General features: G+C 42.6%; 26 protein-coding genes. 12 read left to right on the plus strand and 14 right to left on the minus strand.

The genetic code is table 11. The features are described 5' to 3' along the window. Positions 1 to 23: 23 nt before the first annotated feature. The 4 genes from ABWT76_RS07665 (at position 24) to ABWT76_RS07680 (ending at position 1694) form a co-directional block, all read left to right on the plus strand. The gene (locus ABWT76_RS07665; protein WP_190879693.1) at positions 24 to 344 is read left to right on the plus strand and encodes a hypothetical protein; all 321 of its coding nucleotides are present in this window, start codon (positions 24 to 26) and stop codon (positions 342 to 344) included. 119 nt (positions 345 to 463) lie between these two features. Further along, complete coding sequence (locus tag ABWT76_RS07670; RefSeq protein ID WP_197285264.1) at positions 464 to 706, plus strand: hypothetical protein; 243 nt, start codon at positions 464 to 466, stop codon at positions 704 to 706. Between the two features lie 305 nt (positions 707 to 1011). Beyond that, complete coding sequence (locus ABWT76_RS07675) at positions 1012 to 1332, plus strand: hypothetical protein (protein WP_054465990.1); 321 nt, start codon at positions 1012 to 1014, stop codon at positions 1330 to 1332. Next, positions 1329 to 1694, plus strand: coding sequence for an aspartyl protease (locus ABWT76_RS07680; RefSeq protein WP_054465989.1), 366 nt, complete (start codon positions 1329 to 1331; stop codon positions 1692 to 1694). The genes ABWT76_RS07675 and ABWT76_RS07680 overlap by 4 nt, the downstream gene beginning before the upstream one ends. Positions 1695 to 1910: 216 nt before the next feature. On the opposite strand, the gene ABWT76_RS07685 is transcribed toward ABWT76_RS07680, so the two are convergent. After that, positions 1911 to 2411 carry a DUF3368 domain-containing protein gene (locus tag ABWT76_RS07685; RefSeq protein WP_354635885.1) on the minus strand — a complete coding sequence of 167 codons (501 nt, stop codon included), beginning with the start codon at positions 2409 to 2411 and terminating at the stop codon, positions 1911 to 1913. Beyond that, positions 2412 to 2657 (minus strand): UPF0175 family protein, encoded by a 246-nt coding sequence (locus tag ABWT76_RS07690; RefSeq protein ID WP_054465987.1) that lies wholly within the window; start codon positions 2655 to 2657, stop codon positions 2412 to 2414. 433 nt (positions 2658 to 3090) lie between these two features. On the opposite strand from ABWT76_RS07690, the gene ABWT76_RS07695 reads away from it, so the two are divergent. Beyond that, positions 3091 to 3411 carry a hypothetical protein gene (locus ABWT76_RS07695; RefSeq protein ID WP_190879687.1) on the plus strand — a complete coding sequence of 107 codons (321 nt, stop codon included), beginning with the start codon at positions 3091 to 3093 and terminating at the stop codon, positions 3409 to 3411. Between the two features lie 439 nt (positions 3412 to 3850). On the opposite strand, the gene ABWT76_RS07700 is transcribed toward ABWT76_RS07695, so the two are convergent. Both ABWT76_RS07700 and ABWT76_RS07705 read right to left on the minus strand, forming a co-directional pair. Beyond that, on the minus strand, positions 3851 to 4321 hold the full coding sequence (locus tag ABWT76_RS07700) for a hypothetical protein (protein WP_354635886.1): 471 nt from the start codon (positions 4319 to 4321) through the stop codon (positions 3851 to 3853). A gap of 157 nt (positions 4322 to 4478) precedes the next feature. Next, positions 4479 to 6182, minus strand: coding sequence for a tetratricopeptide repeat protein (locus ABWT76_RS07705; RefSeq protein ID WP_354635887.1), 1704 nt, complete (start codon positions 6180 to 6182; stop codon positions 4479 to 4481). 48 nt (positions 6183 to 6230) lie between these two features. Between ABWT76_RS07705 and ABWT76_RS07710 the strand changes: the two genes are divergently transcribed. The 3 genes from ABWT76_RS07710 (at position 6231) to ABWT76_RS07720 (ending at position 7574) form a co-directional block, all read left to right on the plus strand. Continuing rightward, positions 6231 to 6365 carry a hypothetical protein gene (locus tag ABWT76_RS07710; RefSeq protein WP_354635888.1) on the plus strand — a complete coding sequence of 45 codons (135 nt, stop codon included), beginning with the start codon at positions 6231 to 6233 and terminating at the stop codon, positions 6363 to 6365. A 313-nt stretch (positions 6366 to 6678) separates the two neighbouring features. Further along, positions 6679 to 7011: a helix-turn-helix transcriptional regulator gene (locus ABWT76_RS07715; RefSeq protein WP_354635889.1), complete on the plus strand. Its 333-nt coding sequence runs from the start codon at positions 6679 to 6681 to the stop codon at positions 7009 to 7011. A 197-nt stretch (positions 7012 to 7208) separates the two neighbouring features. Continuing rightward, the gene (locus ABWT76_RS07720; protein ID WP_190879680.1) at positions 7209 to 7574 is read left to right on the plus strand and encodes a helix-turn-helix domain-containing protein; all 366 of its coding nucleotides are present in this window, start codon (positions 7209 to 7211) and stop codon (positions 7572 to 7574) included. Positions 7575 to 8798: 1224 nt separating this feature from the next. Here the strand turns inward: ABWT76_RS07720 and hypF are convergent. From hypF to ABWT76_RS07735, 3 genes are all read right to left on the minus strand, one after another. Next, positions 8799 to 11195 carry a carbamoyltransferase HypF gene (gene hypF / locus ABWT76_RS07725; protein ID WP_354635890.1) on the minus strand — a complete coding sequence of 799 codons (2397 nt, stop codon included), beginning with the start codon at positions 11193 to 11195 and terminating at the stop codon, positions 8799 to 8801. A gap of 79 nt (positions 11196 to 11274) precedes the next feature. Continuing rightward, positions 11275 to 11766, minus strand: a complete 492-nt coding sequence (locus tag ABWT76_RS07730; RefSeq protein ID WP_242053087.1) for a DinB family protein — start codon at positions 11764 to 11766, stop codon at positions 11275 to 11277. 75 nt (positions 11767 to 11841) lie between these two features. Continuing rightward, positions 11842 to 12723 (minus strand): shikimate dehydrogenase, encoded by an 882-nt coding sequence (locus ABWT76_RS07735; protein ID WP_354635891.1) that lies wholly within the window; start codon positions 12721 to 12723, stop codon positions 11842 to 11844. Between the two features lie 254 nt (positions 12724 to 12977). Here ABWT76_RS07735 and ABWT76_RS07740 point away from each other — a divergent pair, with 254 nt between their 5' ends. Together ABWT76_RS07740 and ABWT76_RS07745 are read left to right on the plus strand one after the other, a co-directional pair. Further along, on the plus strand, positions 12978 to 13238 hold the full coding sequence (locus tag ABWT76_RS07740; protein WP_156331671.1) for a hypothetical protein: 261 nt from the start codon (positions 12978 to 12980) through the stop codon (positions 13236 to 13238). Between the two features lie 45 nt (positions 13239 to 13283). Continuing rightward, complete coding sequence (locus ABWT76_RS07745; RefSeq protein ID WP_190879674.1) at positions 13284 to 14363, plus strand: BLUF domain-containing protein; 1080 nt, start codon at positions 13284 to 13286, stop codon at positions 14361 to 14363. 49 nt (positions 14364 to 14412) lie between these two features. Here the strand turns inward: ABWT76_RS07745 and ABWT76_RS07750 are convergent, their stop codons facing one another. Next, a complete protein-coding gene (locus ABWT76_RS07750; protein WP_190879672.1) occupies positions 14413 to 15966 on the minus strand; it encodes a cryptochrome/photolyase family protein in 1554 nt (517 codons plus the stop codon). 576 nt (positions 15967 to 16542) lie between these two features. Here ABWT76_RS07750 and ABWT76_RS07755 point away from each other — a divergent pair. Next, on the plus strand, positions 16543 to 16797 hold the full coding sequence (locus ABWT76_RS07755; RefSeq protein ID WP_054465976.1) for a hypothetical protein: 255 nt from the start codon (positions 16543 to 16545) through the stop codon (positions 16795 to 16797). A gap of 705 nt (positions 16798 to 17502) precedes the next feature. Here the strand turns inward: ABWT76_RS07755 and ABWT76_RS07760 are convergent. The 6 genes from ABWT76_RS07760 to ABWT76_RS07785 all read right to left on the minus strand — a co-directional run bounded on the left by ABWT76_RS07760 (position 17503) and on the right by ABWT76_RS07785 (position 23346). Beyond that, positions 17503 to 18174 (minus strand): HAD family phosphatase, encoded by a 672-nt coding sequence (locus ABWT76_RS07760; protein ID WP_190879669.1) that lies wholly within the window; start codon positions 18172 to 18174, stop codon positions 17503 to 17505. 261 nt (positions 18175 to 18435) lie between these two features. After that, positions 18436 to 21051: a phage/plasmid primase, P4 family gene (locus ABWT76_RS07765; protein WP_354635892.1), complete on the minus strand. Its 2616-nt coding sequence runs from the start codon at positions 21049 to 21051 to the stop codon at positions 18436 to 18438. Between the two features lie 166 nt (positions 21052 to 21217). Continuing rightward, positions 21218 to 21694, minus strand: a complete 477-nt coding sequence (locus ABWT76_RS07770; protein WP_354635893.1) for a hypothetical protein — start codon at positions 21692 to 21694, stop codon at positions 21218 to 21220. Positions 21695 to 21925: 231 nt separating this feature from the next. Further along, positions 21926 to 22531, minus strand: coding sequence for a hypothetical protein (locus ABWT76_RS07775; protein WP_354635894.1), 606 nt, complete (start codon positions 22529 to 22531; stop codon positions 21926 to 21928). A gap of 264 nt (positions 22532 to 22795) precedes the next feature. Beyond that, on the minus strand, positions 22796 to 23041 hold the full coding sequence (locus tag ABWT76_RS07780) for a hypothetical protein (RefSeq protein ID WP_354635895.1): 246 nt from the start codon (positions 23039 to 23041) through the stop codon (positions 22796 to 22798). Further along, positions 23038 to 23346, minus strand: coding sequence for a hypothetical protein (locus tag ABWT76_RS07785; protein WP_354635896.1), 309 nt, complete (start codon positions 23344 to 23346; stop codon positions 23038 to 23040). Before ABWT76_RS07785 ends, ABWT76_RS07780 begins: the two co-directional genes overlap by 4 nt. 501 nt (positions 23347 to 23847) lie before the next feature. On the opposite strand from ABWT76_RS07785, the gene ABWT76_RS07790 reads away from it, so the two are divergent. Next, complete coding sequence (locus tag ABWT76_RS07790; RefSeq protein ID WP_354635897.1) at positions 23848 to 24066, plus strand: helix-turn-helix domain-containing protein; 219 nt, start codon at positions 23848 to 23850, stop codon at positions 24064 to 24066. Positions 24067 to 24424 lie beyond the last annotated feature (358 nt).

The following is a 24424-nucleotide window of genomic DNA, read 5'->3' on the forward strand; positions in this document are numbered from 1 at the left end:
GATTATTTTTGGAGGATAAAAAAATGATTAACACCTCAGAAACTCACTTCAACCCTCGTCTAGGTAAAGTCTTTCCTGGTCGCGAGCCAACTCCCGAAGAAATTGAGAAAGTCGAAGCAGAAATGCAAGCTTTAATGAAGCGGTGTGACGAAATTTTCGAGGCAGCTAAACCAAAACTAATCGATGATTACTACGATTGGTATATGGTCATCGAACCGGAAAGCGGGGATTATTTTATCGATAAAGATGACAAGGTGGCCATTCAGAAAGCCCGTGAAAAACACCAGGACACCTGGTGTGCAGTTTACGGTATTAATGAAACAGGAGCTTGTTGTCGGGTATGATTACCGGAGAGTTTAACCACAAGGGAGAGTTAGTCTTTTAAATTGGTTTAATTGCAGCAGATGAAACTGATTTTCCAGTTCAGGCAATTTTTGATACAGGCTTCAATGATTGGCTGCTGATGAATAACCAAGATGCGAAGGATTTAGGGTGGTTACAAAAACCAAAACCTAGAAGAAGTCAAACAGCAGGAGGAATAGTATTTTTTAATGTTTACGAGGGAATTGTGGCGATCGATGGGGAGGAATTTACCATTCCTGTTTTAGCAGGTTCTCGCGTGAAAGAAATTCTCTTGGGTGTGCGTTGGTTGCAATTTAAGCGACTGATTGCCGATTATTCAGGCGGAGTTTTGACTTTGGATTAAAAGAAACCGGGTTTCTGTGGTGGATATTATCATTAACTGTGGAGTCAAAAAAGAAACCCGGTTTCTCACACCCATTATGCCTAAGTAGGTGAACATAATTAATTGCACTTTTCTTTCTCCGCCGATAGGCTTTGGATTCCCGCCTATAGCCTTTGGCATGGGCTTCGCCTAACGCGGGAATGACAGTTTTTCTTCTGATATGGTCTGTGGTGTATTTATTTCTGCCCACCTACTTATTTCCTACTTTTTTATCCTAATTCAGCTATAATAATAAATAGAAGATTACCAAGCGAAGGTAATAGAAAATGAGCAAAATATCTGAAAGTCATCGCCAAGCGCGTCTAGGTCGAGTATTTCCAGACCGCGAACTTGACCCGCAAGAAATCCAACGACAAGAAGCGGAAATGCAAGAATTACTACAAAAATGTCAAGTTGTGTTTCAACGGGTTCAACCGGAGTTAATTAACGATTACTACGACTGGTTTATGGCGATCGAACCCCAAAGTGGCGAATATTTTATCGATAAAGATGACAAAGTAGTCAGCCAAAAAGCCCATGAAAAACACCCAAATGCCCAGTGCATTATTTTCTGCATTAATGAAACTGGAGCTTGTGATAAAATATGATATCAGGGGATTTTAATCAAAAGGGAGAATTAGTTTTTGCAGTGGATTTAGTTGCGGCAGATCAAACTGATTACCGGATCAAAGCAATTTTTGATACAGGATTTACTGGTTGGTTAATCGTTCATAACCAAGACGCGATCGCTCTAGGTTGGAAACGATATAGTGAACCAAAAACTGTACAAACAGCTAGTGGAATCACTACTTTAAATGTCTATGAGGGAATTGTGCTTTTAGATGAGGAAGAGTTCACAATTCCGGTTTTCGGAGGTTCTCGCGTGAAAGATATCCTTTTAGGGGTGCGTTGGTTAAGATTTAAAAGACTGATTGCCGATTATTCTGGCGGAGTTTTGACTTTGGATTAAAAGAAACCGGGTTTCTGTGGTGGATATGTAGGGGCGATTCGCGAATCGCCCCTACTGTGGAATACAAAAAGAAACCCGGTTTCTGACACCCCACGGATAACTAAGAAACCGGGTTTCTGTGGTGGATATTATCGTTAACTGTGGAGTTACAAAAAGAAACCCGGTTTCTGAAACTCATCAGAGAGCGATCGCACCCCCGCCTTCGCGGGGGCAGGCTTACAACGATTCTTTTGCTGCCTGTAGAATTTCAGCGTAGAGTTGCTGACTAATTCGGAAACCGGCGATCGCAATTAAATCGTCTACTATTGGCTTCACTCGATCGATTAAGCCGTTAGATTTCGCTTCTAGGAGAACTCCCAAAATTCCAATTACTTGCACACCCATATCAATTGCTATTTTTCGGCCTTTACGTTCATCAATAATGAGTCGATCGGCGTTCAGAGCGATCGCCAAGGCAATGGCTGCTGCTTCTCCGGGATCGAGTTTTTGCCGGAGTGCTTTTACTAGGGGTTGGTTCGCCACTATTTTTGTCTCTATCCAAGGGTAGGTTGAGACTTCTTTTGCCCCTGGAACTGTGGGGTTAGCGCCAATCAATTCCTGATAAACCGTTTCGGGGATGATAATGCGCTGATATAGTTGTTTCAGCAGGTCTAGTTGTCCCACCGCAGCTAGACTGGTGATCGGTGAGGTATTGCTGACAATAATTAAGTTGTTCAATCAAATTTTTCCTAACGCTTGCAATGTTTGAATATCTTGTTGTAAATCTTCTACATCATAATGAATGCAGATATTGCGACTGGCAAGGAGTTGTTGGAAATTAAGTTGATTCATCCCCGCTAAACGACTGGCGTTACCTAGGGTTAATTTTTCTGTTTGGTAAAGCATAACGGCGATTTCCAGCTTTAACTCTCTTTCTGACATTCCGGTACTTTGAAAGATGTCATCGGGAATTGTGATGCTCATGGGATTTTTTCCTAAATCTCGTTTTAATTATAGCACTAACCCCGCTATATGGTAGGTGCGATCGCGAAGCTCCTGCGGGGGAATCACCCCTAAGTTATGTTCGGATAAAATAGGCGATCGCTCTATTTTGTCCCCAGAAAAGAAACCGGGTTTCTGTGGTGGATATTATGATTAACTGTGAAGGACAAAAAGAAACCCGGTTTCTCACACCAAGCGGGATAACCAAGAAACCGGGTTTGCCCCCAGAAAAGAAACCGGGTTTCTGTGGTGGATATTATCGTTAACTGTGGAGTTACAAAAAGAAACCCGGTTTCTGAAACCAGGCGCGATCGCCTATTTCATTTATTAATTAAATTTAACATATTTTTTCTCAAAGTTACTAAAAATAAGGTAATATAATAAGTATAATATTCTAGTTTTAGGCTAAATCAAAATGATCAAAATATCTAAACCTCATCGGACACCGCTGCGGCGTCGGGGCTTCCCAGACCTCAGCTATTCCCCTGAAGAACTGGCACGAATCGATGAAGAAATGCAAGCATTAATGAAGCGTTGTGACGAAATTTTTGAGGCAGCTAAACCAAAACTAATCGATGATTACTACGATTGGTTTATGGTCATAGAACCCGAAAGCGGGGACTATTTTATCGATAAAGATGACAAGGTTGCCGAACAAAAAGCCGATGAAAAATACCCCAATGCTCGGTGTGTGGTTTACTGCGTTAATGAAACCGGGGCTTGTTATCGAGTATGATTACCGGAGAGTTTAACCACAAGGGAGAATTAGTCTTTGAAATTGCTTTAATTCTAGTTAAAGAAAGAAACCCGGTTTCTGACACCAAGCGGGATAACTAAGAAACCGGGTTTCTGTGGTGGATATTATCGTTAACTGTGGAATACAAAAAGAAACCCGGTTTCTCACACCCCACGAATAACTAAGAAACCGGGTTTATCCCCGGAAAAGAAACCGGGTTTCTGTGGTGGATATTATCGTTAACTGTGGAGGTACAAAAAGAAACCCGGTTTCTGAAACTAGGAGCGATCGCTTTTGGGTTATGTTCGGATAAAATTAGTGATTGGGTAGGGTGGGTTAGGCGCTGCTTTAATTATTGAAATAATCCTGAATTGAAATAAATTTGTTGGGTTTTATCTCTCAATTCAATCTGCGATCGGGCTGCGGTGTGTTTAAAAATTTACATTCTTTCCAAAGGTCTAACTGGTCGAACAAATTTAGTGTTTGCTCGAACAAAGCAAATTGATGTTGTCGCTGAGGTGCCAACCCATACCCAAGGTAATCCGCGATCGTCTAAGTTAATTCCTGCGCTCCAAATTTCTTCTCCGGCTAGAAATCTATGACTTACGGGAAAATTATAAATATCCCTTCCACTTCCATTAGTTCCATTGGACTGACGTCTATTCATCAAGCGACAGTTTAATCCATTCGGGTCGGGGTCTACCACTTCCCAAACATAAGGCATATATGAACCACCTTCGCCACCAATAATATAATAATCGCCATTTTCGTCAACTCCAGGATAACGTCCGTGCGCTATAGCCACTTCAGTTATTTTTCCTGAATGCAAAATACTGGAAATATTGACCATGCCAACAGTTGCACCGATGACAATTGCTAATCCTGAATTGATAGTAGTTGTGAATTTCATATCACGTTTTCTTGATGAATCATCGTAAATTTTTCTGAAAAAAGCGATCGGGTTTCGACTTCTGGTACTTGGTAGGGTGGGTTAGGCGCTGCGGTGTGTTGGTTTCTGTAGGGGTCAATGGTCATTGACCCCTACCATTTATCTCTTTTATTGCAGCTTAAAAAATTAAGAAATTTTTGGCTGTCAGCAATTCCTGAAATTCTGGTTGTTCTCGAATCAAGTCAAAATCTGGATCGGTCTTGGCTGTGTCTCGGTATTTTGAATCTAATTTAATTGCTTTTTGCAAATTTTCCAAGGCCAAGGGTACATTATTTTGTAATCCATAAATACAGGCTATCTGATATAAAGCCCAATCATCATCAGGATTATATTGCAAGGCTGTATTATAGGATTTAAGTGATTCTGCATATTTTCCTAGGTAGTATAAAGCGTCTCCTTTATTTTCCCACGCCCGATCATCATCAGGCTTATATTGCAAGGCTTTATCATAAGAGTCAACTGCTTCTCCATATTTTTCTAATTTGGATAAAGCGTCTCCTTTCCTTTCCCACGCTCGATCATCATCAGGCTTATATTGCAAGGCTTTATCATAAGAGTCAACTGCTTCTCCATATTTTTCTAATTCGGATAAAGCAAGTCCTCGAATCAAGTATAGATCGGAGTCATTAGACTTATATTTTAAGGCTTGGTCAAATGATTTAACTGCTTCTGCATATTTTTCTAACTTATTTAAACTAAATGCTTTCAATAACCAAGCGTAATAGTAATAATCATCATTACCATCGCCATAATTTAAAGCGTCATCAAATGAATCAATGGCATTTGTGTACTTGTCTAGAAAATATAAAGAAATCCCTCGCTGTAGGTAAAGATAGTAATTATCTGAATTGAACTGCAAAGCTTGATCGTAATATTTAACAGCTTTGTTATAGTCCTCTAAATCTTGCCAGACTAAGCCTAAACGATAATAAGCATCACCAAAGTCACGGTTAATCTTGGAACATTGCTCAAAATCTTTAATTGCTTGATTACTTTCTCCTGAATAGTAAAAAGCTAATCCACGCTTATAATAAGCTAGATATTCTTGACCCTCGCTATCTAGTTTAATGGCGTTCGTGTAATCTTTAATTGCTTGTTGGTAATCCTCTAAGTCAGACTCAACATCACCTCGTTGAAGATATGCATCTAGATATTTTGGATTTAAGCTGATTGCTTCTGAAAAGTCTTCAAGCGCTTGCTCGTATTGTTCGAGTTCTAAGTAAACTGAACCCCGACTAAAGTAAGCATCGTAATAATTGTCATTCAGATTGATTGCTGAATCAAAATCACTAATTGCCTCTTGATACTTAGATTGTTGAAAATAAAGATTACCTCTGCCAATGTAAGCTTCTATCAATTCCGGATCGATAGCTAAAGCTTGATTATAATCTTTCAAAGCTTTGTCTAGTTGATTTATTTTAGAATTAGCATATCCTCGACTCACATAAGCTTTAGCAAACTGTGAATTAAGTTGAAGAGCTTGTGTATAAAGTGGTATAGCTTCTTTAAAATTGTTTTGCTTTGACTGTTCTAACCCCTGATTAAAAAGTTGACTTTCACGAGGTAAATTTTTTGATTTATCTTGTTCATATTCATAGAGTCGAGATTCAATTAACTTATCAATTCTGAGCAACGAATCAACTTTAACATCACCATTAGCTTGAAATAATGTCAAGTTTTCGATATTAACACCTGAAACTCCTGAAATTATTGCATAAACAGGTCGTGCATTCAACGAAAACAAGCCTAAGATGAGAAATAATAGTAAACTAATTTTCACTAGAGAAAATAGTTTGGTTTGAAGTTTCTGCAAGTTTAACATTTTGATCGTTCCTAATGGTGTATTTGGTTGGGTGGGTTAGGCGCTACCATGATTATTGCGAAAATAGTCTATGGAAATAATAGCGCCGTCATCCCACCAGAGATTTTGTTAGAGTTTTACAGTTGTTGGGTTTTGTTCCTCAACCCAACCTGCGATCGCTGCGATCGCGCTAAACAAAATTAACTGGCTATTCTTTAGCCAGCATTTCATTTAGGTTTAGAGTTGATCAACACAGTAGAACTTCAAAAAAACTTGACGCTCTATCAAACAATTGAATTGTGTCGTCTCACTTATGAATTAAATTTCTCTCACTCAGACCGATCGCCTCTGTAGCATATCGATCGCCTAATGCCGAGGCTTCGCTAACGCTTATCGTCGATTTGATATACGAAAATCATAAGTCAATTTAATTATCTAATATTTTGGGAAAAATTACCAATTTTTCCCAAAATTGTTATATCGTTACATAAGTAAATAACACTTAATAAATCTTCACATGAAGTCTTCCCTTGGTCAGCGACTAGGCGCCACCCGCCGACTTTTGGGACTCACGCAGCAACAAGTCATCGAACAGCTAAAACACCGCTACGGAGTCCATCTCAGCCAACAAGCCCTCTCAGCCCTGGAACAAGGCAAACGCAAAATCGACGCCGAAACCGAACTCCCCGCCCTGGCAACCCTCTACGGCAAACCCATCCATTACTTTTACGAATCCTGGGAACCCACCATAACCCCGAAACCTTCTATCCCTCTTGATTTAGACCCCCTCACCCCACGGGAAAAACTGCAACTCGCTGCCGAAATCCTCGATCGCCTGTTACGGGACTAATCAAGCAAACATCTTTCTGTAGGGGCGATTCGCGAATCGCCCCTACATCCGCATTTTGTTGGTAGGGGCGCAATGCTTGCGCCCCCTTTTCCGTAGCGCCCTAAAATACGCGATTTTCGCAACTGCACAAGTTTATCGGATAGAAGAAAGTGCGGCGAAAATTTAAGATTTAGTGGTAATCTACATGATTTTCTGATATGGCGTTCTCACTAGGCAAACGCCTCAAAGCCACTCGCGAATCCCTCGGTCTGACTCAAGAACAAGTCATCGAACAGCTAGAAATTCGCTATGGAGTGACTCTCAGCCAACAAGCCATATCCTGCATCGAAAACGGCAAACGCAAAGTAGATGCAGAACGAGAATTACCGGCTTTTGCTGCCGTGTACGGTCAACCCATTGACTATTTTTATGATTCCTGGCAGCTACAACAGTGCGATCGCATTCCTCAACTGCCCATCCCCAAAGCTAAATCCGTGGTGACAGTTGACTATGACGCTTTGACCCAACGAGATAAACTGCAACTTGCTGCTGATTTGATTCATCAGGTCTTGCAGGAAACCTAAGAAGGAAGCGGGGGTGCAGGGGAGCGGGGGAGCGGGGGAGCGCAAGCCCCATTGGTGTCAAGGTGAAAGCTGCCACCCGCCTGCCACCCGCCAGGGAATAAATTCCCTGTGTCATAGATCAAGTCGGTTGAAACCGACTGAAATGCTTTTAATATAAGGATCAAGAGTCGGTTTTAACCGCCTGTAGGGGTCAACGGCCGTTGACCCCTACAGGCGGGGATTTTAATCCCCGCCGGATCGCGGGGTAAACCTTGGCACCAATGGCAAGTCACCCGCCAGGGAATAAATTCCCTGTCTCATAGATCAAGCCGGTTGAAACCGACTGAAATGCTGTAGGGGTCAACGGCTGTTGACCCCTACCAATTATCATTAGTCGGTTTTAACCGACTTGCGCTATGAGGCGGGGATTTTAATCCCCGCCGGATCGCGGGGTAAACCTTGACACCAATGGCAAGCCACCCGCCAGGGAATAAATTCCCTGTCTCATAGATCAAGTCGGTTGAAACCGACTGAAATGCTTTTAATATAAGGATCAAGAGTCGGTTTTAACCGCCTGTAGGGGTCAACGGCCGTTGACCCCTACAGGCGGGGATTTTAATCCCCGCCGGATCGCGGGGTAAACCTTGACACCAATGGCAAGCCACCCGCCAGGGAATAAATTCCCTGTCTCATAGATCAAGCCGGTTGAAACCGACTGAAATGCTTTTAATATAAGGATCAAGAGTCGGTTTTAACCGCCTGTAGGGGTCAACGGCCGTTGACCCCTACAGGCGGGGATTTTAATCCCCGCCGGATCGCGGGGTAAACCTTGACACCAATGGCAAGCCACCCGCCAGGGAATAAATTCCCTGTGTCATAGATCAAGTCGGTTGAAACCGACTGAAATGCTTTTAATATAAGGATCAAGAGTCGGTTTTAACCGCCTGTAGGGGTCAACGGCCGTTGACCCCTACAGGCGGGGATTTTAATCCCCGCCGGATCGCGGGGTAAACCTTGACACCAATGGCAAGCCACCCGCCAGGGAATAAATTCCCTGTGTCATAGATCAAGTCGGTTGAAACCGACTGAAATGCTGTAGGGGTCAACGGCTGTTGACCCCTACCAATTATCATTAGTCGGTTTTAACCGACTTGCGCTATGAGGCGGGGATTTTAATCCCCGCCGGATCGCGGGGTAAACCTTGACACCAATGGCAAGCATTGCGCCCCTCTGCCCCCCTGCCCCTCATCCGACGGCGGGCTCTCGTAAAGCCGCAATAATTTGCCCCAACGCTAACCCCCCATCATTGGGGGGAACCCATTGATGCCAATAAGGACGGAAGTTTGCCTCTGTTAATTTTTGAATCATTCTTTCCGTTAAATATTTGTTTTGAAAACAACCCCCTGTCAGGGCAATTTTCTCAATGCCCACTTGTTTGGCGATCGCCACAGTTGCCGCCACTAAAGTATTATGAAACTTCAGAGAAACTAGGGCGATCGGTTGTTGGAATCGCAGATCCGCCAAGATTTCCCGAATCATCGGTTGCCAATCCACAATTAACGGCTGATTTGGCAAATTTGCGGGATTATTTTCAATAGCAAATGAATATTCGGCATCCCGATTAATCGGATTAATTTCTGAATCAATCCCATCAATTTGTGATAAAATAAATTCTAACTCCATTGCCCCTTGTCCTTCAAATGTCACCGTTTGCCGTAGCCCGATTAAAGCCGCGATCGCATCAAATAATCGACCCATACTGCTGGTCAAAGGTGCATTAAGTTGTTTTTGCAACATAGTCTTAATCACTTGCAACTCACGGGGAGAAAAATCCTGAAGCGGTAACGGATTAAACGGATTAAAACCATCATCAAAATCCGCACCAAACAACTCATAAAGCAATCCCAAAGCCACTCGGCGAGGTTCTTTCACCGCTTTTTCCCCTCCCGGTAGCCGAAAAGTTCGCCAATGGGCCACGCGCTGAAATGAGCGATCGCTGACTGCGAGAAACTCTCCGCCCCAAATAGTCCCATCCAGTCCATACCCTGTACCATCCCAGGAAATGCCTAAAACTGGCGGTTCTATTTGATTTTCCGCCATACAAGCGAGCACATGGGCATAATGATGTTGCACCGAAAACACCGGCAGCCCAAAAAATGAAGACTGCGATCGCGCATATTCGCTAGAAATATAATCCGGGTGAGCATCACAAGCAATGCCGTCCGGCTGAAAATCATAAATGCTACCCAGGGTTTTAATTACGGTTTGAAAAGCATCAAAAGCTTGGGGCGTTTCCATATCCCCAATATGCTGACTGAGAAACACTTTATCTGCCATCAAAATCGCGATCGCATTCTTGAAATGTCCCCCTACCGCTAATAAATTACTCCCTGATTTTTCCGCACCGTTATCTTTTCCTGATTGCCCATTTTCTGCCTGGAGAAATTTTGGTAAAAAAACTGGTAACGGGGCATAACCTCGCGCCCGACGAATCACCTGTAGGCGATCGCTCACCACCCGCACCACGGAATCATCAACCGGACGGGCAATGGGACGATTATGGACTAAAAATAAATCCGCAATATTGCCCAAACGGGCGATCGCTTCTGCTTCATCAGTGCAAATTGGTTCATCGGCTAAATTGCCACTGGTAGCTACTACCGGGTCGCCCAATTCTGCCATCAATAAATGATGCAAAGGTGTATAAGGCAACATAATGCCTAAATAGGGATTTCCCGGAGAAACTGCCGGGGCAATATGATTATTTTTGCCTGAATTTTTTAGCCTTAATAACACAATCGGCGCTTGGGGCGATCGCAACAAATCCGCCTCTATCTCAGAAACCTCACAAACCCCTTGCACTTTGGCCAAAGAAGGATACATTAAAGCAAAAGGTTTATCCGGGCGATGCTTTTTATCCCGCAACCGTTGCACCGCTGCCTCATTGTGGGCATCCACCATTAAATGAAACCCACCTAAGCCTTTAATCGCCACAATTTTGCCCTCGCGAATTGCCGCCACCGTCGCCATTAATGCCCCATCATGGGATTGCAAAATATCACCATTTTTATCCCACAATTCTAAATGCGGCCCGCACTGGGGACAAGCATTCGGTTGAGCATGAAACCGGCGATCGCTGGGATTATGATATTCCCTTTCACAGTCAGAACATAAATCAAACTTCTTCATGGTTGTAGCGGGGCGATCGTAGGGAACCGACTCAATAATCGTATAGCGTGGCCCACAATTAGTACAGTTAGTAAAAGGATAACGATAACGCCGATTTTCGGGGTCAAAAATTTCGGCAAAACAATCTGGACAGGTCGCTAAATCCGCTAAAACAATCGCCGTTTTCGTTCCCGGAAGGCTGGGGCGAATTTCAAAATTTTCATAGCCGATAATTTCTGCCCAATTTATTTCTAAACTTTGGATAAAAGATGCCGGTGGTTTTTCCGTTTTAATCCGCTCAATAAAGGTTTCTAACAAAGCGCGATCGCCTTCCACGGAAATCATAACTCCTTCGGCAGAATTATTCACCCAACCCACCAGGTTTAACTCCGTAGCCAGACGATAAATAAAAGGGCGAAATCCCACTCCCTGTACCGCCCCCTGAATTTTTAAACAACAGCTAATTTTGCTCATTTTTCAATTGATTTTAATTATCAATAAATCATCAATAAATTACAAATAACGTAGGGTGGGCAATGCCCACCACTTCTAACTAATTCAGATACATTCCCGCATAAGGTCTAAGCAATCGATGTAAATCTAAAACTGGGGGAATGATTTCTGTTTGAGTAATCATGTCATGGACTTGACCCCGATGATGGGTCTGATAATGAAAAAAATGTTCCAACAATAAGATAGCAGAATATTCTTGGAATTTGCCGTCGCGATCGTAATACTTAATCGTTTCTTGCAGAAACTCCTCCGCCATATTTTGGGTGAAACTTTCAATATGGCCATCTTCAACAATTCTCGCTTTTTCCAGTTCCGAGAATGTTTCATATAAAATGGCGTTAAGGTCATAATTTTTAACCGTATTACTGGCAAATCTGGCTAACCAGAGGCGATCGCAAACCAGAATATGATTCAGGGTAGCGTAAATACTGCCAAAAAATGATGGCCGAAATCGAGTCAGTTCAGCGCGAGAAAGCTGGGAACAAGCCTGATAAATTCTCAAATTAGCCAAAGTATTATATCGAGCCAGCATTTGGAAATGCTTAATTAAGGTTATACACTGATTAGTTTGCATAAAATCAAGGGATCAAGCTAAAGCATTTTTTCACTAAGTGGCTAGACCTAACTTTTGGTGCAAAGCTTGGCGCATTACTTCCACAGGAACGGGTTGCTCGATCCAAATTTTTAATGCTGCGGCTCCTTGCTGAACCAGCATTTCACTACCATCAATCGCGATCGCCCCTACTGCTTTCGCCTGTTGCAAAAATTGCGTCGGACTAGGAGTATAAATTAAATCATAAACAATAGTCTGAGAATTCAAACAAGTAAAATCCGCGTCACTAAGAGGCGATCGCTCCACCTGGGGATACATCCCAATGGGAGTTGTATTCACCAATAAACCCGTTTCTGGTAATACCATCGATAATTCCTCCCAAGGATGAACGGTCAGGGGCACAGAAATCGGCGTATTTAACCAACTTTCTGCAAAAGCCGCTAACTTATCCCGGTTGCGACCGACCATAAGAATTTCCGTACAGCCCAACTCTCGACAACCCGCCACCACCGCACGGGCAGCCCCACCAGCGCCTAAAATCACCACTTTGGTATGCTTCCAGTCGCGGTTCAGGGATTGGTTCAGCGATCGCAAAGGAGCGAGAAACCCTGCCACATCAGTATTTGTACCCACCCAACCCCGTTCGGTCCAGTAAACCGTATTCACCGCCCCCACGGACTGAGCCAACGGGGACACCTCTGATAGTAGCGGGATAATCGCTTGTTTGTGGGGAATCGTCAGATTAAAACCTTTCACCCCAATAGCCGCCAAACCTGCCACTGCGGTGGCTAATTTTGCCGGTTTGACCGGGAAAGGCAAATAAACATAATCGATGCCTAAGTGGGCGATCGCTGCATTGTGCATAGCCGGAGACAGAGAATGTTCTACCGGATCGCCCATCACTCCGAGTAACTTTGTTGTGCCTTGAATTTGCATTTTTACTGATTTATAGCTCTATTTCTAGAATACGATTTGAGTAAACCTCTGCTCAAAAATTATTTTTTCTCATGCTTACCTATACATAAATCGTCCGTGCTATGCCACAATCGGTAAAAAGGGACACCAACCCAGTTCACCCTCGGTGGTCGAGATTCTGGAGATGACTTACAGCGGTTTTCAGATTACTGAACCACGCTAGGGCGAAGCCCAAGCGGTATTTAATTTAATATTTTCAGCATTTGTAGGGGCGAATGGCCATTCGCCCCTACAAATGCCGGAATGCTTCGCCCCTACAAATGCTTTGTGGTTTACTCGCGGAGAAAATTGCTGTAAATCAGAATCTCTCTCCTAATCTGGGGTTGGAGCGATCGCTGACTCAGGATATCAGGGTAATCATCAGTTTCAGCGCAACCATCAAATTTCCCGTCTCTCTGGTGCATCTTAACTTTATTTTTACCTATAGAGTCATTTTCTCAACCTCTACCAAGGAAACTCAAGGTTTTTTGAGTTGATTAGATCCTCAATTCCCGGTTATTTTATTTCACCAGATTGCTGCCATGAAAAGACTCACATATATTAGTCGATTTTCTCTTAACTTAACTGCCGCCGATATTGAAAAAATCGGTAAAATTTCTCAGCAGAATAATCAAGCCAGAAATATTACTGGAGTTTTACTGTGCTTAGACGGAATGTTTTTCCAAATTCTCGAAGGAGAAGCCGAAGACATCGATCAAATTTACCAAAGAATCTTGGACGATCCTAGGCACACCGATATTCTTTGCTTAAAATCAGAACTCAATGTCACCGAACGACTATTTCCTGAATGGTCAATGCAAATCATTGATTTAGAGCATAATACCGATCTAATTATTCAACCAATTAAAACCTTATTAGAAACTATTACCGAATCACACGGGATTTTAGAAAAGTACACTCAAAACACTATTTTTAAACTAATTCAACAAGGGATAAATCCTTTAGAATTGCGTCCTAAAAAAATAGAAAAAATCATTATGTTTAGTGATATTGTTTCTTTTTCGGCTTTTGCGGATAAACTGCCTGTAGAGCACGTTGTTTACTTGGTAGATCATTATTTAACTTCTTGTGCTAAAATTATTAGTGAAGCCGGGGGGGAAGTTACCAAATTTATTGGCGATTGTGTTATGGCTTATTTTGATGCCGACCAAGCAGATGCGGCGATTCAAGCGGGTTTAGATATTTTGCTAGATGTCGCCATGTTGCGAAATTATGCCCAAGAAGATAGTGTTTTAAAAGTATTATATACGGGGATTGGTATAACTAAAGGAATGGTGATTGAAGGGAATTTAGGCTCATCTTTTAAAAAAGACTATACAGTGATTGGGGATGTAGTTAATGCCGCATCTAGATTAGAAGCATTAACCAGAAATTTACCGCGATCGCTGGTTTTTTCTGAAGCCGTAAAAAATAGTACCCAAAAACACTGGGATTTTATCAATTTAGGCTGTTATAAGCTCAAAGGAAAAAACCAGCCAATCCAAGTTTACTCCATCGATCAAGAGATTACCATAAAATGCAGCAATGGGACTCAAGTAGCGCGGGAAATTACCGAATATTTAGACATAATTATGAATTTTCAACAACCGGGTTTTTTATAGTTTTGACAAACAAATGGTGAGATTAAATAAAAACCCGGTTTCTAAATCGCTAAATCTCTTGACTAGAATGCCAGTCTTGGGCTTTTTGGTGAATTGCTTGCCATTCTTCCGGGGAAATGCGATCGCAATTTTTTAAAATAAAACTCATCCGCCCTTGAGACTTCAGCTTTTCCCGGTGCCGAGACAAAAAATCCCAATAAAAGAAATTAAACGGACAAGCATTTTCCCCGGTGCGCTTTTTATAATCATAAACACAATCGCGACAATAATCACTCATTTTATGAATATAATTCGCCGAAGCTGCATAAGGCTTAGAAGCCAAAACACCGCCATCCGCAAACAAACCCATCCCGATAACATTTGGTTGCATCACCCAATCATAGCTATCAATAAATGCAGAGTGAAACCAACTTTCTACCGCTTGGGGCAACAGTCCAGAAATTAAAGCGAAATTACTCAAAATCATTAATCGTTGAATATGGTGAGCATAGCCAGTTTCTTCCACTTGAGACAGCACTTGATGCAGACAATTTAGATTAGTTTTTTTGGCATCCCAGAAAAAATCTGGCAGCGGGCGATCGTGCTGAAACCAGTTATTTTCCCCATAGTCATCAGCCATAAAATAATACACCCCGCGCATATATTCTCGCCACCCCATAATTTGCCGGATAAACCCTTCCACACTATTTAAAGGAAGCGAAAAATCAGCATAAGCTTTTTCAGCGGATTGAATCACTTCTAAAGGATGCAGTAATCCTAAATTTAAATAAGGGGAAAGTAAAGAATGCCAGAGAGTTGCTTCTCCTGTCACCATCGCATCTTGATAATGGCCAAAATTCCCCAAGCAATGCTGAATAAAATAGTCTAACACTTGTAGCCCTTGTGAACGAGTCACCCCCCAAGAAAAAGAGGCAATTTTTCCATAAAGTTGGCTTTCGGGTAAGCTATTCACTTGTTGTATAACTGCTTGAGTTATGGCATCCGGGGGAAACTCCAAAATTGGCGGTGTTTTGAGTTGACCATCCTTCCCAGAAAAAAGTTTTGAACTCGCCAGAGGTTTACGATTTTCTTGGTCAAAATTCCATTGACCGCCCACAGGTTTATCATCCGCCATTAAAATATTAAACCGTTTTCGGCTTTGACGATAAAAATCTTCCATTAATAGCCGTTTTCTGGATTTAGCCCATTCCTGAAATTCTGCTACCGTCCACAGGAAATGGTTATTTTCCACTAAGGTAATTTGGCAAGGCAAGTTTAACCCCTGAATTAGTTGAGTAAAAGGACGGTCATTTGGGGTCATCACCCGCAATTCTGTAATGCGGTTTTGCTGCACCCATTCCCTCAGTGGAGTTTCAAAGTTTGGGGCATTGTTATAGTAAGTAATTGGTATGCCGCGATCGCGCAACTCAGCGGCAAAATGTCGCATTGCCGACCAAACCAGCACCAATTTTTGCCGGTGATAACGCCGCCCCATCATAGCAGCTTGAACGAGCACATAATCTAATGACTCGATGAATATCGTGGGAGTCTCTGGGGAAACTGCGGTAAGTGCAGTTTGAGTCTGATACAGTTGATCGCCTAAGATCCAAATGCCGATAGTCATTTGTTACTACTTCTCCTTTTGTGTTACTTGTTAGTTATTCGTAACTAAAATCTGGTTCTTCATAAGTAGGTGAAGATAATTAATTGCACTTTTCGTTCCCCGACGTAAATCCTTGGATTCCCGCATATAGGGAGGAGAGAGGTTCGTAGGAGAGAGGAGAGAGAAAAGAGAAGAGAGATTCGTAGGAGAGAGAATATCTTTCCTATGCATCGTCTTTCCTATGCATCCTCTTTCCTATGCATCGTCTTTCCTATGCATCGTCTTTCCTATGCATCCTTTTTCCTATGCATCCTCTTTCCTATGCATCCTCTTTCCTATGCATCCTCTAATGGGGTCTATGTTGAATTTATTTAAGCACATCTACTTATAGCGAGAGACAAATTAGATATTCCGTACAATTACTCATTAATTAAGCAGTCACTCATTTATTCATAAATTTGTGTGACAAATTATTGACGCATTTTTCAGAGTTTTTGTATATTTAGCTACAGACAAATATTTAATTAAAAGTTGCATCTCCCTAAAATCATTGAAAAATTTTCAGCATAATTACTTATTCATTTACAGGAGAGTTGTATGAAATTCACCACTGAGCAGCAGCAAACAAAAAACTATCCCAAAGCCTCGTCAGTCATTCCATCCCCAGAAACAACTCACGACAAGCTGCTATTTTGCTCTGGTGATTGGGTAAGCTTGATTAAACCCCTGACCGCCCTAAGTTTTGAAGAAGCCATCCTGCTGTGTGAAGAAAGTCTGGATAAATGGGTGGTTTGGGTGCCAGGTTTGGGGGAAACACGGTTAAATACCAGTGAGTTTGTCAGACAAGCCTAAGTGGGTAATGGTAATGGTGCGATCGCCTCATCTCCTCGGCTTAGTCAACAACAATATCCGCTTTTTGGCATAGAAGAATTACGCCATCAGACGGATGTTTTTCCTGGCTCTACAGCAGAAAATGAATGTACTGAATCGAAAAATTCATTCAACTTCTATGGTATAAGCCATCGCCCGGTCAATTGATCGGGTTTTTTGTTTGTGGCCTTCAAGAATATACGCCAAATGGCGTAGAAGAATTACGCCATTTGGCTGATGCTTTTCCCCGCTCTAGGGTAGAAAATGAATGTACTGAATAGAAAAATTCATTCAACTTCCATGGTATAAGCCCTCGCCCGGTCAATTGATCGGGTTTTTTGTTTGTGGCCTTCAAGAATATACGCCAAATGGCGTAGAAGAATTACGCCATTTGGCTGATGCTTTTCCCCGCTCTAGAGTAGAAAATGAATCCATTGAATCGAAAAATTCATTGAATTTCCCTGGTATAAGCCATCGCCAGGTCAGTTGATCGGGTTTTTTGTTTTGGGTTGGTTTTGGGTTTTCAGAATATACGCTATATCAGCCTGATGGCGTAGACGAATTACGCCACCGGGCTGATGTCTGACTGAGAAGATTGCTAGATTTAATTCCTTATCTAAGTATAAGCAAGATAAAGCAAGATAAAAATAGACGTAGCAAAACTAGGCCAGCGACCACGGCAACAAATTAAGCCCTATTGGTCAGAGAATCCAGCATTGCCCAGAGTTGGGAGTCGGTGAAATCCGCAACTACCATCGTCGCCCCTTCGTTTTTCAGGGTATTTGGTTCGTGAGTGGAGGCAATGCCAATTGTTTGAATTCCAGCGGCGACTGCCGAACGGATTCCGGTGAGAGAATCTTCAAAGACGATCGCTTCTTTTGGGGATAAGCCCAGTTTTTCCAATGCCATCAGGTAAGGATCGGGATGAGGTTTGGGTGCTGGGGCTTCTTCCCCCAGTATTATGGGAGAAAATGTTTCGGTCAGGTTTAACAGATTGAGCATAAAGTCCACATTGTCGCGAGGGGCATTGGTGACGAGCGATCGCCCTAATCCCTGAGTTTTTGTCCATTGCAACAGTTCCAAAAGTCCGGCTAAGGGTTTGATTTGTGTGGCTAACTGCCGAAATAGGGATTCTTTTTGTTTAGCTAATTGTTCTCCCGCTTCTGGGGATAATTCCGGGAATATCTGCTCGACAATGTGCTGATTTTTTTTGCCACTGATATGCTGCCGATAAAAAATTTCATCCACGGTGATGTGATAATCATGCAGCATTTGTTGCCAAGCTTGCATATGAAAACGGTCAGTGTTGGCGATCGTGCCATCTAAATCAAATAGTAAACAAAAGCGTTTAAAACCCATACCCTGACTACATCCTAAGCACTCAAAAATCTTCTTACTCGTACTTTGTACCTTGACTGATACTTCTAGCGTCAGTTTTGTATCTAAATTACCCGTAACAAACAAGTTGCTTGCACGCTATTTGCGCTTAATCAGTTTCTATTCAGTTTACAATAGATACCATAATTAAGCACAAATAGTGATAATACTTTTCTTTTTTTGTCTTGACTGTTAACAACCATGTAACCTGTATCCAGTTTAACCAGATACAAGTCACCCTTGCTAAGAATGCGATCGCAAATCTTTGAGCCAAGTACGCAACTTCTCGCTAAAGTCAACTAACTGCTGAATGTTAAGTTGTGGGCGATATTTTACTCCATACCACTTTGTCAGCTTACTTTGAACTTCTTCTGGTGAGACTCCAAGCTCTTCGAGTTCCTTGATGAGAGATGTTGTGTAAAAAGCCAGTTCTTTCCTGACCAAGCTAGTTTCATCAGAGGCGCTTGCCTCTGTTTTTGTGGCCGCTGTGTTTTCACTAGAAAAAGAAGTGTCGCTTGACCCGACACACCCGACATCCTCAGTCACGGCAAGGGTTTCATCCGACATTCCACCCGACATCGTATCCGACATTCCATCCGACATGGCGTGGTGATGAGCTTCGTTGGCAGATTCTAATATTTCGCCGTAAGTGGGGATTTCTTTATCAGATTGGAAATTGCGTAAACGCAATCCTGTAATAACACGATAAGATTGGTTACGTTGTTTTTTGATATCTAGGCCCAAGGTACGTTGTGTTAATTCGAGTAAGTCAGTGCTAAAATTTCGACTGTTTTTAGGTTGATAGTTGTTTTGATAGCAATACAAAGTGTAACTCTCGTAAAGCGTAGTGCAGTCTCGCAGACTGCTCGTTGAGTCAGCTTTTTTGCTGCCAATTTGTTCCTGGCCTTCTTGATCCACGACCACGCACTCATCAAACCATGCAGCTAGGCCATCAGAATTAAATTGAGTTTCCCATGAATCTGACGTAATCAATCCCGTGCAACTGTTGTCCCCCTTGAGAGTACGGGATATCCATCTGTTATCCAGACTCAGCAAGTAACGAGAGAACGCAGGAAGTTCATCTTGGAAGTCAGCGTTAAGGTCGCGTACCTGACTGGGGTTAACTTTTGCATTGAACGGAACGAGAATCATTCGACGCGCGATCGCACTGCTGGCACCCCCCACAAACACAGATTTGTTCGATGCCATGACGACCATTCCGTCATATCGATAACAAAATGCTTTTTTTCCTTTTTCCTCTGCTCTTAAATCATCCTGACCCGTCAGCTTGAGAAATTTAGCATAATTGTTTACTTTGCTGTCTTCATCCGGGAACACCGTAAGACGTTTCTGATAGGCATTGGCGGTCTCAAAGCGGTTGCCATTCCAGTCACTCAGGCTGCTGGAATGGATATTATTTTTACCAATGAGGTCAACAAGCAACCGAATAAAAGTCCCTTTACCGCTACCGCCATGCCCCTGTAAATACAGAAACTTTTGCAAGTCTGAACGTCCACGCAAAGTGGCCGCCATGTAAGCGATTAAAGTTTGTTTATTTCGTTGGTTGTTTTGAGTAGCAAAATCTAGCCACTCATTAATTTTGTTCCAGTTGTCATTTTGAGACTGATATGGGTAGGGCAATTGCCACGTAAAACGATAACCAGGGGAATGGGATTTAAGTTGGTTGGTTTTAAGGTCAAAAACTCCATCACGATATGGGATCAGGTCGGGCGACATCTTCCAATTATCGGTGCTGAGTTTTATTCTTAACAAGGCAGAAATTGATTTAACTTTTTTATCTGTGTAAGCCTCATTATTGACATCCAGATAAGACACGATCATGCGGTTGACAGAATCGGAGTGAATTTCTGACCACATCCCGTCCTGCTCTTTGCCATACATCATCCAACGGCTAGGGTAAGATTCCCAGATAAGTTTGCCTTGGTATTCTTCAGCAATCTCATCAGCAAAATTATTGTCATTTTTTCGGACGGCAGAACGCTTTGAGTCACCTTTCCGCGACTCGGAGTTAAACTGTTTCTCCAGTTTTTGTAACCAGACATCGTGTTGAGTTTCTTTCACTTGGTTGTATTTTCCGTTGGCAATTACATCATCTATACCTTTACCGATTGAGATATCCCAAGTCCAAACACTCACGGTGCAATCTTTGTTGATGAGTGTTTCAGCAAGACTTTTAAGTGCGCTTCTCACTTGTGGCTTACTGACGATATCTGCATCAAAAGCTATGCAAAAATGTCGTCCTGATCTAGCCAAAAGGTCAAGACCAGGGACAAGCTTTGTGCCGCATCCCCCTTTAAGATGTCCCATATTAACACCTGGCAAGGAAACAGCTATCAGTCCTTGACTGATTAAACTTGCTGCTTTTTTGGCACCTTCAGTGATGATAATAGGTTTTGTGGGGTCGTCAGCGATCGCATCCCAGTCAATCCCCTTAAGCAATGCCGCATCATAGCCGCCCTTGGAAGTAAGGTACTTGGCTGGTTTGCCATCCAGAAGAAGCGGTTTCCTGGGCTTAAATTGCCGTTCCAAAGAATCACCACTCAGCCAACCTGGTTCCCCTTTATAAGATTTCCAGCCTAGGAACTGTGCAATTTTTTCGTCGTCGTAAACTGGTTTAAAATTGGCTAAGGCGATTTCAGGGGCGATCGCGCTGGCGCTTAAATCTGCCGCCATCCATTCCAGTAAATCATCTGGAATCAATGGATGAGCACCTTTAAATAGGTTGACAAGCTCATCTTTAGTGGTAAAATTATTACTTGAGCTTAAGTCAAATAGAATTTTGTCAGGCTGGGAAATTTTCATGATCGTTTCTGCTTTAGAGATAGATTGAGTAGACATAGTTGCTTTTTTTGTAGCTATTAACTTTGTTAGCGTTAACAGATTATCAGTTCAAAAAAAATAGCTAATCAACTTAACTTAAATCTGTCAACATCTAAAAAAAAGACTGTACAATGAATCAGTAATTGCCACTTCCAGCAAACTTAATTCATTGTACAGTCTTTTTTTAATCAGAAAATTCATTAAACGGCAAATTTTCAGATTTTATTTCTACAGAGTAAGGTAAGGCTTGTCTCCCTACTTTTCTCCGCCAATAGTCCGTTTTTTTTGCAAACGGAAATCTCACCTGCGTTTGTTTGCCGCTTAGTATTTTGTCAGTTAGGTCACTACATTCGACTGAACAAAACTTCTGACCTTTAGGAACCTTATCTTCACAGCAACAACATTGCGTGACATCTGGAGTGTAATTCTGGAGTCTTTGCAACACGCCCTTAGCGAAACTATCGAGAATCAAAGGGTCCATGCCGTAGTGTCCTATTCGCTTAAGCTTTTTTTGATACTTTTCGGTTTTAATCAATTCTGCATATTTAAGGGCAGCCTCATAATTGTAAACAGCAATCATTGTTACCTGCTCTATTTGTTGAGGCGTTAAGCCTTCTGTGACCTCTTCGGGGAGGCAATTAAGTTGATGGTTATCCGTCATAGCGTTAAGGATGGAGATATACGAATGTCTATCGGGGGATTAGTCCCCTCACAGATGTACAGCGATGTAGAGCCTTCGCAGCCCCTATTCTTCAGCTTGAGCCAACGAGATAAGACAAGCCATTGAAAATCCGTCTTGACCGTTGGCGATCGCACCGTGGCCTGAAAGCTTGAAACCTAGTCACATCAAAGGTGCAAGCTTTTGCACCGGCAAGGTGCAACGGTGACTTTTTCAGGTCACGATCACCCCTGAGTCACCGCGAAAGTCACCGCGAAACGAAATGAACCGGGATGACAGTTCAAACATTAACTCTGCATACTTTTGTTTGATTTGTCCCAAAAACTCAGGCACGTCAAAACATTGCTGAGACACATAGATATAAAGGTCTGTACCTATCTCAGCAACTACCAGAAAACACTCTGGGTTATCCCAGATGTCCAGTTGATAATTTTTGGGGTAAACTTTTTTGAACTGAGCCAAATATAAGGAAATCCCAGAGTTACTCAACTCATCTATCTTTTTGGCCGGTTCTATTAATCGCCACTGCTGACCTGACTCACGGCGTAATTTAGGCAACACGCTCAGAAAGTTGTTTGGGCTTGTTACTTGAAAACGGTAATCACTTAGCATGGTTTTTGCTAAGTCAGGCACTAAAGAACCGTAATAATAATCTAGAACTCGGATGATTTCAGCCTTGGTTAACCGTGACCAGTCCCGCTTGACGATGCCTAGTCTGGACTTGAAAAAGTTGCGAGTGATTCTGAAAGATGTCCGACTGAGATGAGAAAGTTTAGCCTTTAACTGTCGGATGTTAAAGGCCGCGTAAAGTCTTTTCATAATACTTAAATCCTTGAATCAAAGGGGAACACCCTAGGCAATAGCTTTGAGGGTGTTCCCTGTTAGTTATACCGCCTCATTTCCGTTTCCGGTCAATATTTGCCGAATTCTTCATCGGGACAGTAATACCCAAAAAATGACGAGTCAAATGCCCCTAACCCACAATTGGGACAATGCCTGCTTTCTTCATCAATTGGTACTGAATTATTAGCCAATTCAGAAGAAATTTTAGCAGCGTAAGCGCATTCTTTATCTGATGATTTTTCATTTATCCTTGCCATTCATAAATCGTTCACAGTCCTGGCAGAGTAAATTCATCGCTTCTCTTAGGGTTGCTTCAGATTCTCTGATTTTGGCTAAATATGATTCCGAGCAATCAGTTAAAGTCGCTGCACTTTCCATATAAGAAATAAGTGCAGACAGATTAGAAAGTACCTGGTCACATTTGTCCCAAGCTTCTAAATATTGCTCAGTGCTGTTAAAAGAGAAGGCGTTACTTAAGATGCTCATGCTGCTACCTCATCAGTTTCCAGTTGATGCAACCGGGCAGCAATAAAGACGATCGCCTCGATTAATTCTTGGCGCGGATCGTCATAAGCAAAAGTATTCACCGACTCGAGAAAATCATCATCAAAATATGATGCAGTGCCACATTCTTCAAGCGTTGCCGCAATGTTGCATCCCGTTCTCAGAGATGAGCTACAAGCTTCCAGTAGTGCCTCTAACTGGTCATCGGTAAACACTGTCAGGTCATGGAGAGACGCAAGTTCATCCCCCAGGGATACCTGAACGGTGACGGTTTGTGTTATATTCATAGGAAATCAGTCCTTTTCTTTGTAAAGGTTCTGGATTTGCCCGTGTCAGCGTATTCCGCCAAGAAGTAGCGCTGATGCGGGTTTTAAAGTTTTTGTGGAAATAACCTAACTCAGTACGGCACTCATCCGGCATTACCCGTAACTTTGGCAAGCGTACCCGCTTATCGGATTTTTCTGCCTTACCCGCTTTCTGGTTATCCGGCGGCCCTGGACGGTTTATCTAGTTGATTCCCGGATAGGGGCGATGGTGTAAAGGCTATCTTTGGGCGTTGAGTCTTGGTTGGCTTATGGCGTTGCGTCAACGTGACCAAAAGGTTCAGTCTCAACCATTCTCGGTGAGACTTGTTTTTTGCTTGCCATGTTTCTATTATACACAGCATGAATTAAGTTGTCAACTGTCTAACTGTTTTATATCTATGGCTGAATGTTATCTTATATGGTATAATTGCAGATGATAAGCTTTTAGGTATGATAAAGATGAATATCACTAGCAAAAACACTATGATCCAGTGGCGATTACGGCACATAATGGCGGATCAGATGTTAACCAACAAAGAACTAGCGGAAAGGCTAGGCAAGCATCCCAACTCTATCGGGAACCTTAAAAACACTGACAGTATGCCTCGCATTGATGGGGAAACCTTAAACAGCTTATGTCTCGCTTTAAGAGTTACACCCAGTGACCTGATCCGTTTTGTCCCAGATAATGACGCGGCATAACCCCCCCCCCCAAAAAACTTAAGAGATGCGATCGCGTAGCGTTGCGGATGCAACATCGCTTTCGCGGCGCGGATGCGCTATCGCCCCCCTACCTTGGGGGGTTTTTTGTTGGCCAATGTTCGGGGAGTCATCCCCGGATAACTTCTGTACAAAGCTGCATCCTGGACCTGGATAAACAGAAAAGCGATCGCAATTCTGAGCGCTTACCCGCTAAGTCGATGTTTATGCTGGGCATTAACGAGATTCCCATGTCGGATGAAATGTCGGGTGAAATGTCGGGTGGAATGTCGGATGAAACCCTTGCTGTGACTGAGGATGTCGGGTGTGTCGGGTCAAGCGACACTTCTTTGCAATTAAA

The sequence above is a fragment of the Planktothricoides raciborskii GIHE-MW2 genome (assembly GCF_040564635.1).
Taxonomy (GTDB): domain Bacteria; phylum Cyanobacteriota; class Cyanobacteriia; order Cyanobacteriales; family Laspinemataceae; genus Planktothricoides; species Planktothricoides raciborskii.

Excerpts from the sequence above, each read along its gene's own strand:
- ABWT76_RS07760 (WP_190879669.1), bottom strand. The coding sequence starts at position 18,174 with ATGGGTTTTAAACGCTTTTGTTTACTATTTGATTTAGATGGCACGATC.
- ABWT76_RS07675 (WP_054465990.1), top strand. The coding sequence starts at position 1,012 with ATGAGCAAAATATCTGAAAGTCATCGCCAAGCGCGTCTAGGTCGAGTA.
- ABWT76_RS07720 (WP_190879680.1), top strand. The coding sequence starts at position 7,209 with ATGGCGTTCTCACTAGGCAAACGCCTCAAAGCCACTCGCGAATCCCTC.
- ABWT76_RS07680 (WP_054465989.1), top strand. The coding sequence starts at position 1,329 with ATGATATCAGGGGATTTTAATCAAAAGGGAGAATTAGTTTTTGCAGTG.
- ABWT76_RS07770 (WP_354635893.1), bottom strand. The coding sequence starts at position 21,694 with ATGACGGATAACCATCAACTTAATTGCCTCCCCGAAGAGGTCACAGAA.
- ABWT76_RS07700 (WP_354635886.1), bottom strand. The coding sequence starts at position 4,321 with ATGAAATTCACAACTACTATCAATTCAGGATTAGCAATTGTCATCGGT.
- ABWT76_RS07775 (WP_354635894.1), bottom strand. The coding sequence starts at position 22,531 with ATGAAAAGACTTTACGCGGCCTTTAACATCCGACAGTTAAAGGCTAAA.
- ABWT76_RS07715 (WP_354635889.1), top strand. The coding sequence starts at position 6,679 with ATGAAGTCTTCCCTTGGTCAGCGACTAGGCGCCACCCGCCGACTTTTG.
- ABWT76_RS07695 (WP_190879687.1), top strand. The coding sequence starts at position 3,091 with ATGATCAAAATATCTAAACCTCATCGGACACCGCTGCGGCGTCGGGGC.
- ABWT76_RS07755 (WP_054465976.1), top strand. The coding sequence starts at position 16,543 with ATGAAATTCACCACTGAGCAGCAGCAAACAAAAAACTATCCCAAAGCC.
- ABWT76_RS07670 (WP_197285264.1), top strand. The coding sequence starts at position 464 with ATGAATAACCAAGATGCGAAGGATTTAGGGTGGTTACAAAAACCAAAA.
- ABWT76_RS07710 (WP_354635888.1), top strand. The coding sequence starts at position 6,231 with ATGATTATTGCGAAAATAGTCTATGGAAATAATAGCGCCGTCATCCCA.
- ABWT76_RS07665 (WP_190879693.1), top strand. The coding sequence starts at position 24 with ATGATTAACACCTCAGAAACTCACTTCAACCCTCGTCTAGGTAAAGTC.
- ABWT76_RS07745 (WP_190879674.1), top strand. The coding sequence starts at position 13,284 with ATGAAAAGACTCACATATATTAGTCGATTTTCTCTTAACTTAACTGCC.
- ABWT76_RS07780 (WP_354635895.1), bottom strand. The coding sequence starts at position 23,041 with ATGAGCATCTTAAGTAACGCCTTCTCTTTTAACAGCACTGAGCAATAT.
- ABWT76_RS07730 (WP_242053087.1), bottom strand. The coding sequence starts at position 11,766 with ATGCTGGCTCGATATAATACTTTGGCTAATTTGAGAATTTATCAGGCT.
- ABWT76_RS07705 (WP_354635887.1), bottom strand. The coding sequence starts at position 6,182 with ATGTTAAACTTGCAGAAACTTCAAACCAAACTATTTTCTCTAGTGAAA.
- ABWT76_RS07790 (WP_354635897.1), top strand. The coding sequence starts at position 23,848 with ATGATCCAGTGGCGATTACGGCACATAATGGCGGATCAGATGTTAACC.
- hypF (WP_354635890.1), bottom strand. The coding sequence starts at position 11,195 with ATGAGCAAAATTAGCTGTTGTTTAAAAATTCAGGGGGCGGTACAGGGA.
- ABWT76_RS07765 (WP_354635892.1), bottom strand. The coding sequence starts at position 21,051 with ATGTCTACTCAATCTATCTCTAAAGCAGAAACGATCATGAAAATTTCC.
- ABWT76_RS07690 (WP_054465987.1), bottom strand. The coding sequence starts at position 2,657 with ATGAGCATCACAATTCCCGATGACATCTTTCAAAGTACCGGAATGTCA.
- ABWT76_RS07740 (WP_156331671.1), top strand. The coding sequence starts at position 12,978 with ATGGCCATTCGCCCCTACAAATGCCGGAATGCTTCGCCCCTACAAATG.
- ABWT76_RS07735 (WP_354635891.1), bottom strand. The coding sequence starts at position 12,723 with ATGCAAATTCAAGGCACAACAAAGTTACTCGGAGTGATGGGCGATCCG.
- ABWT76_RS07750 (WP_190879672.1), bottom strand. The coding sequence starts at position 15,966 with ATGACTATCGGCATTTGGATCTTAGGCGATCAACTGTATCAGACTCAA.
- ABWT76_RS07785 (WP_354635896.1), bottom strand. The coding sequence starts at position 23,346 with ATGAATATAACACAAACCGTCACCGTTCAGGTATCCCTGGGGGATGAA.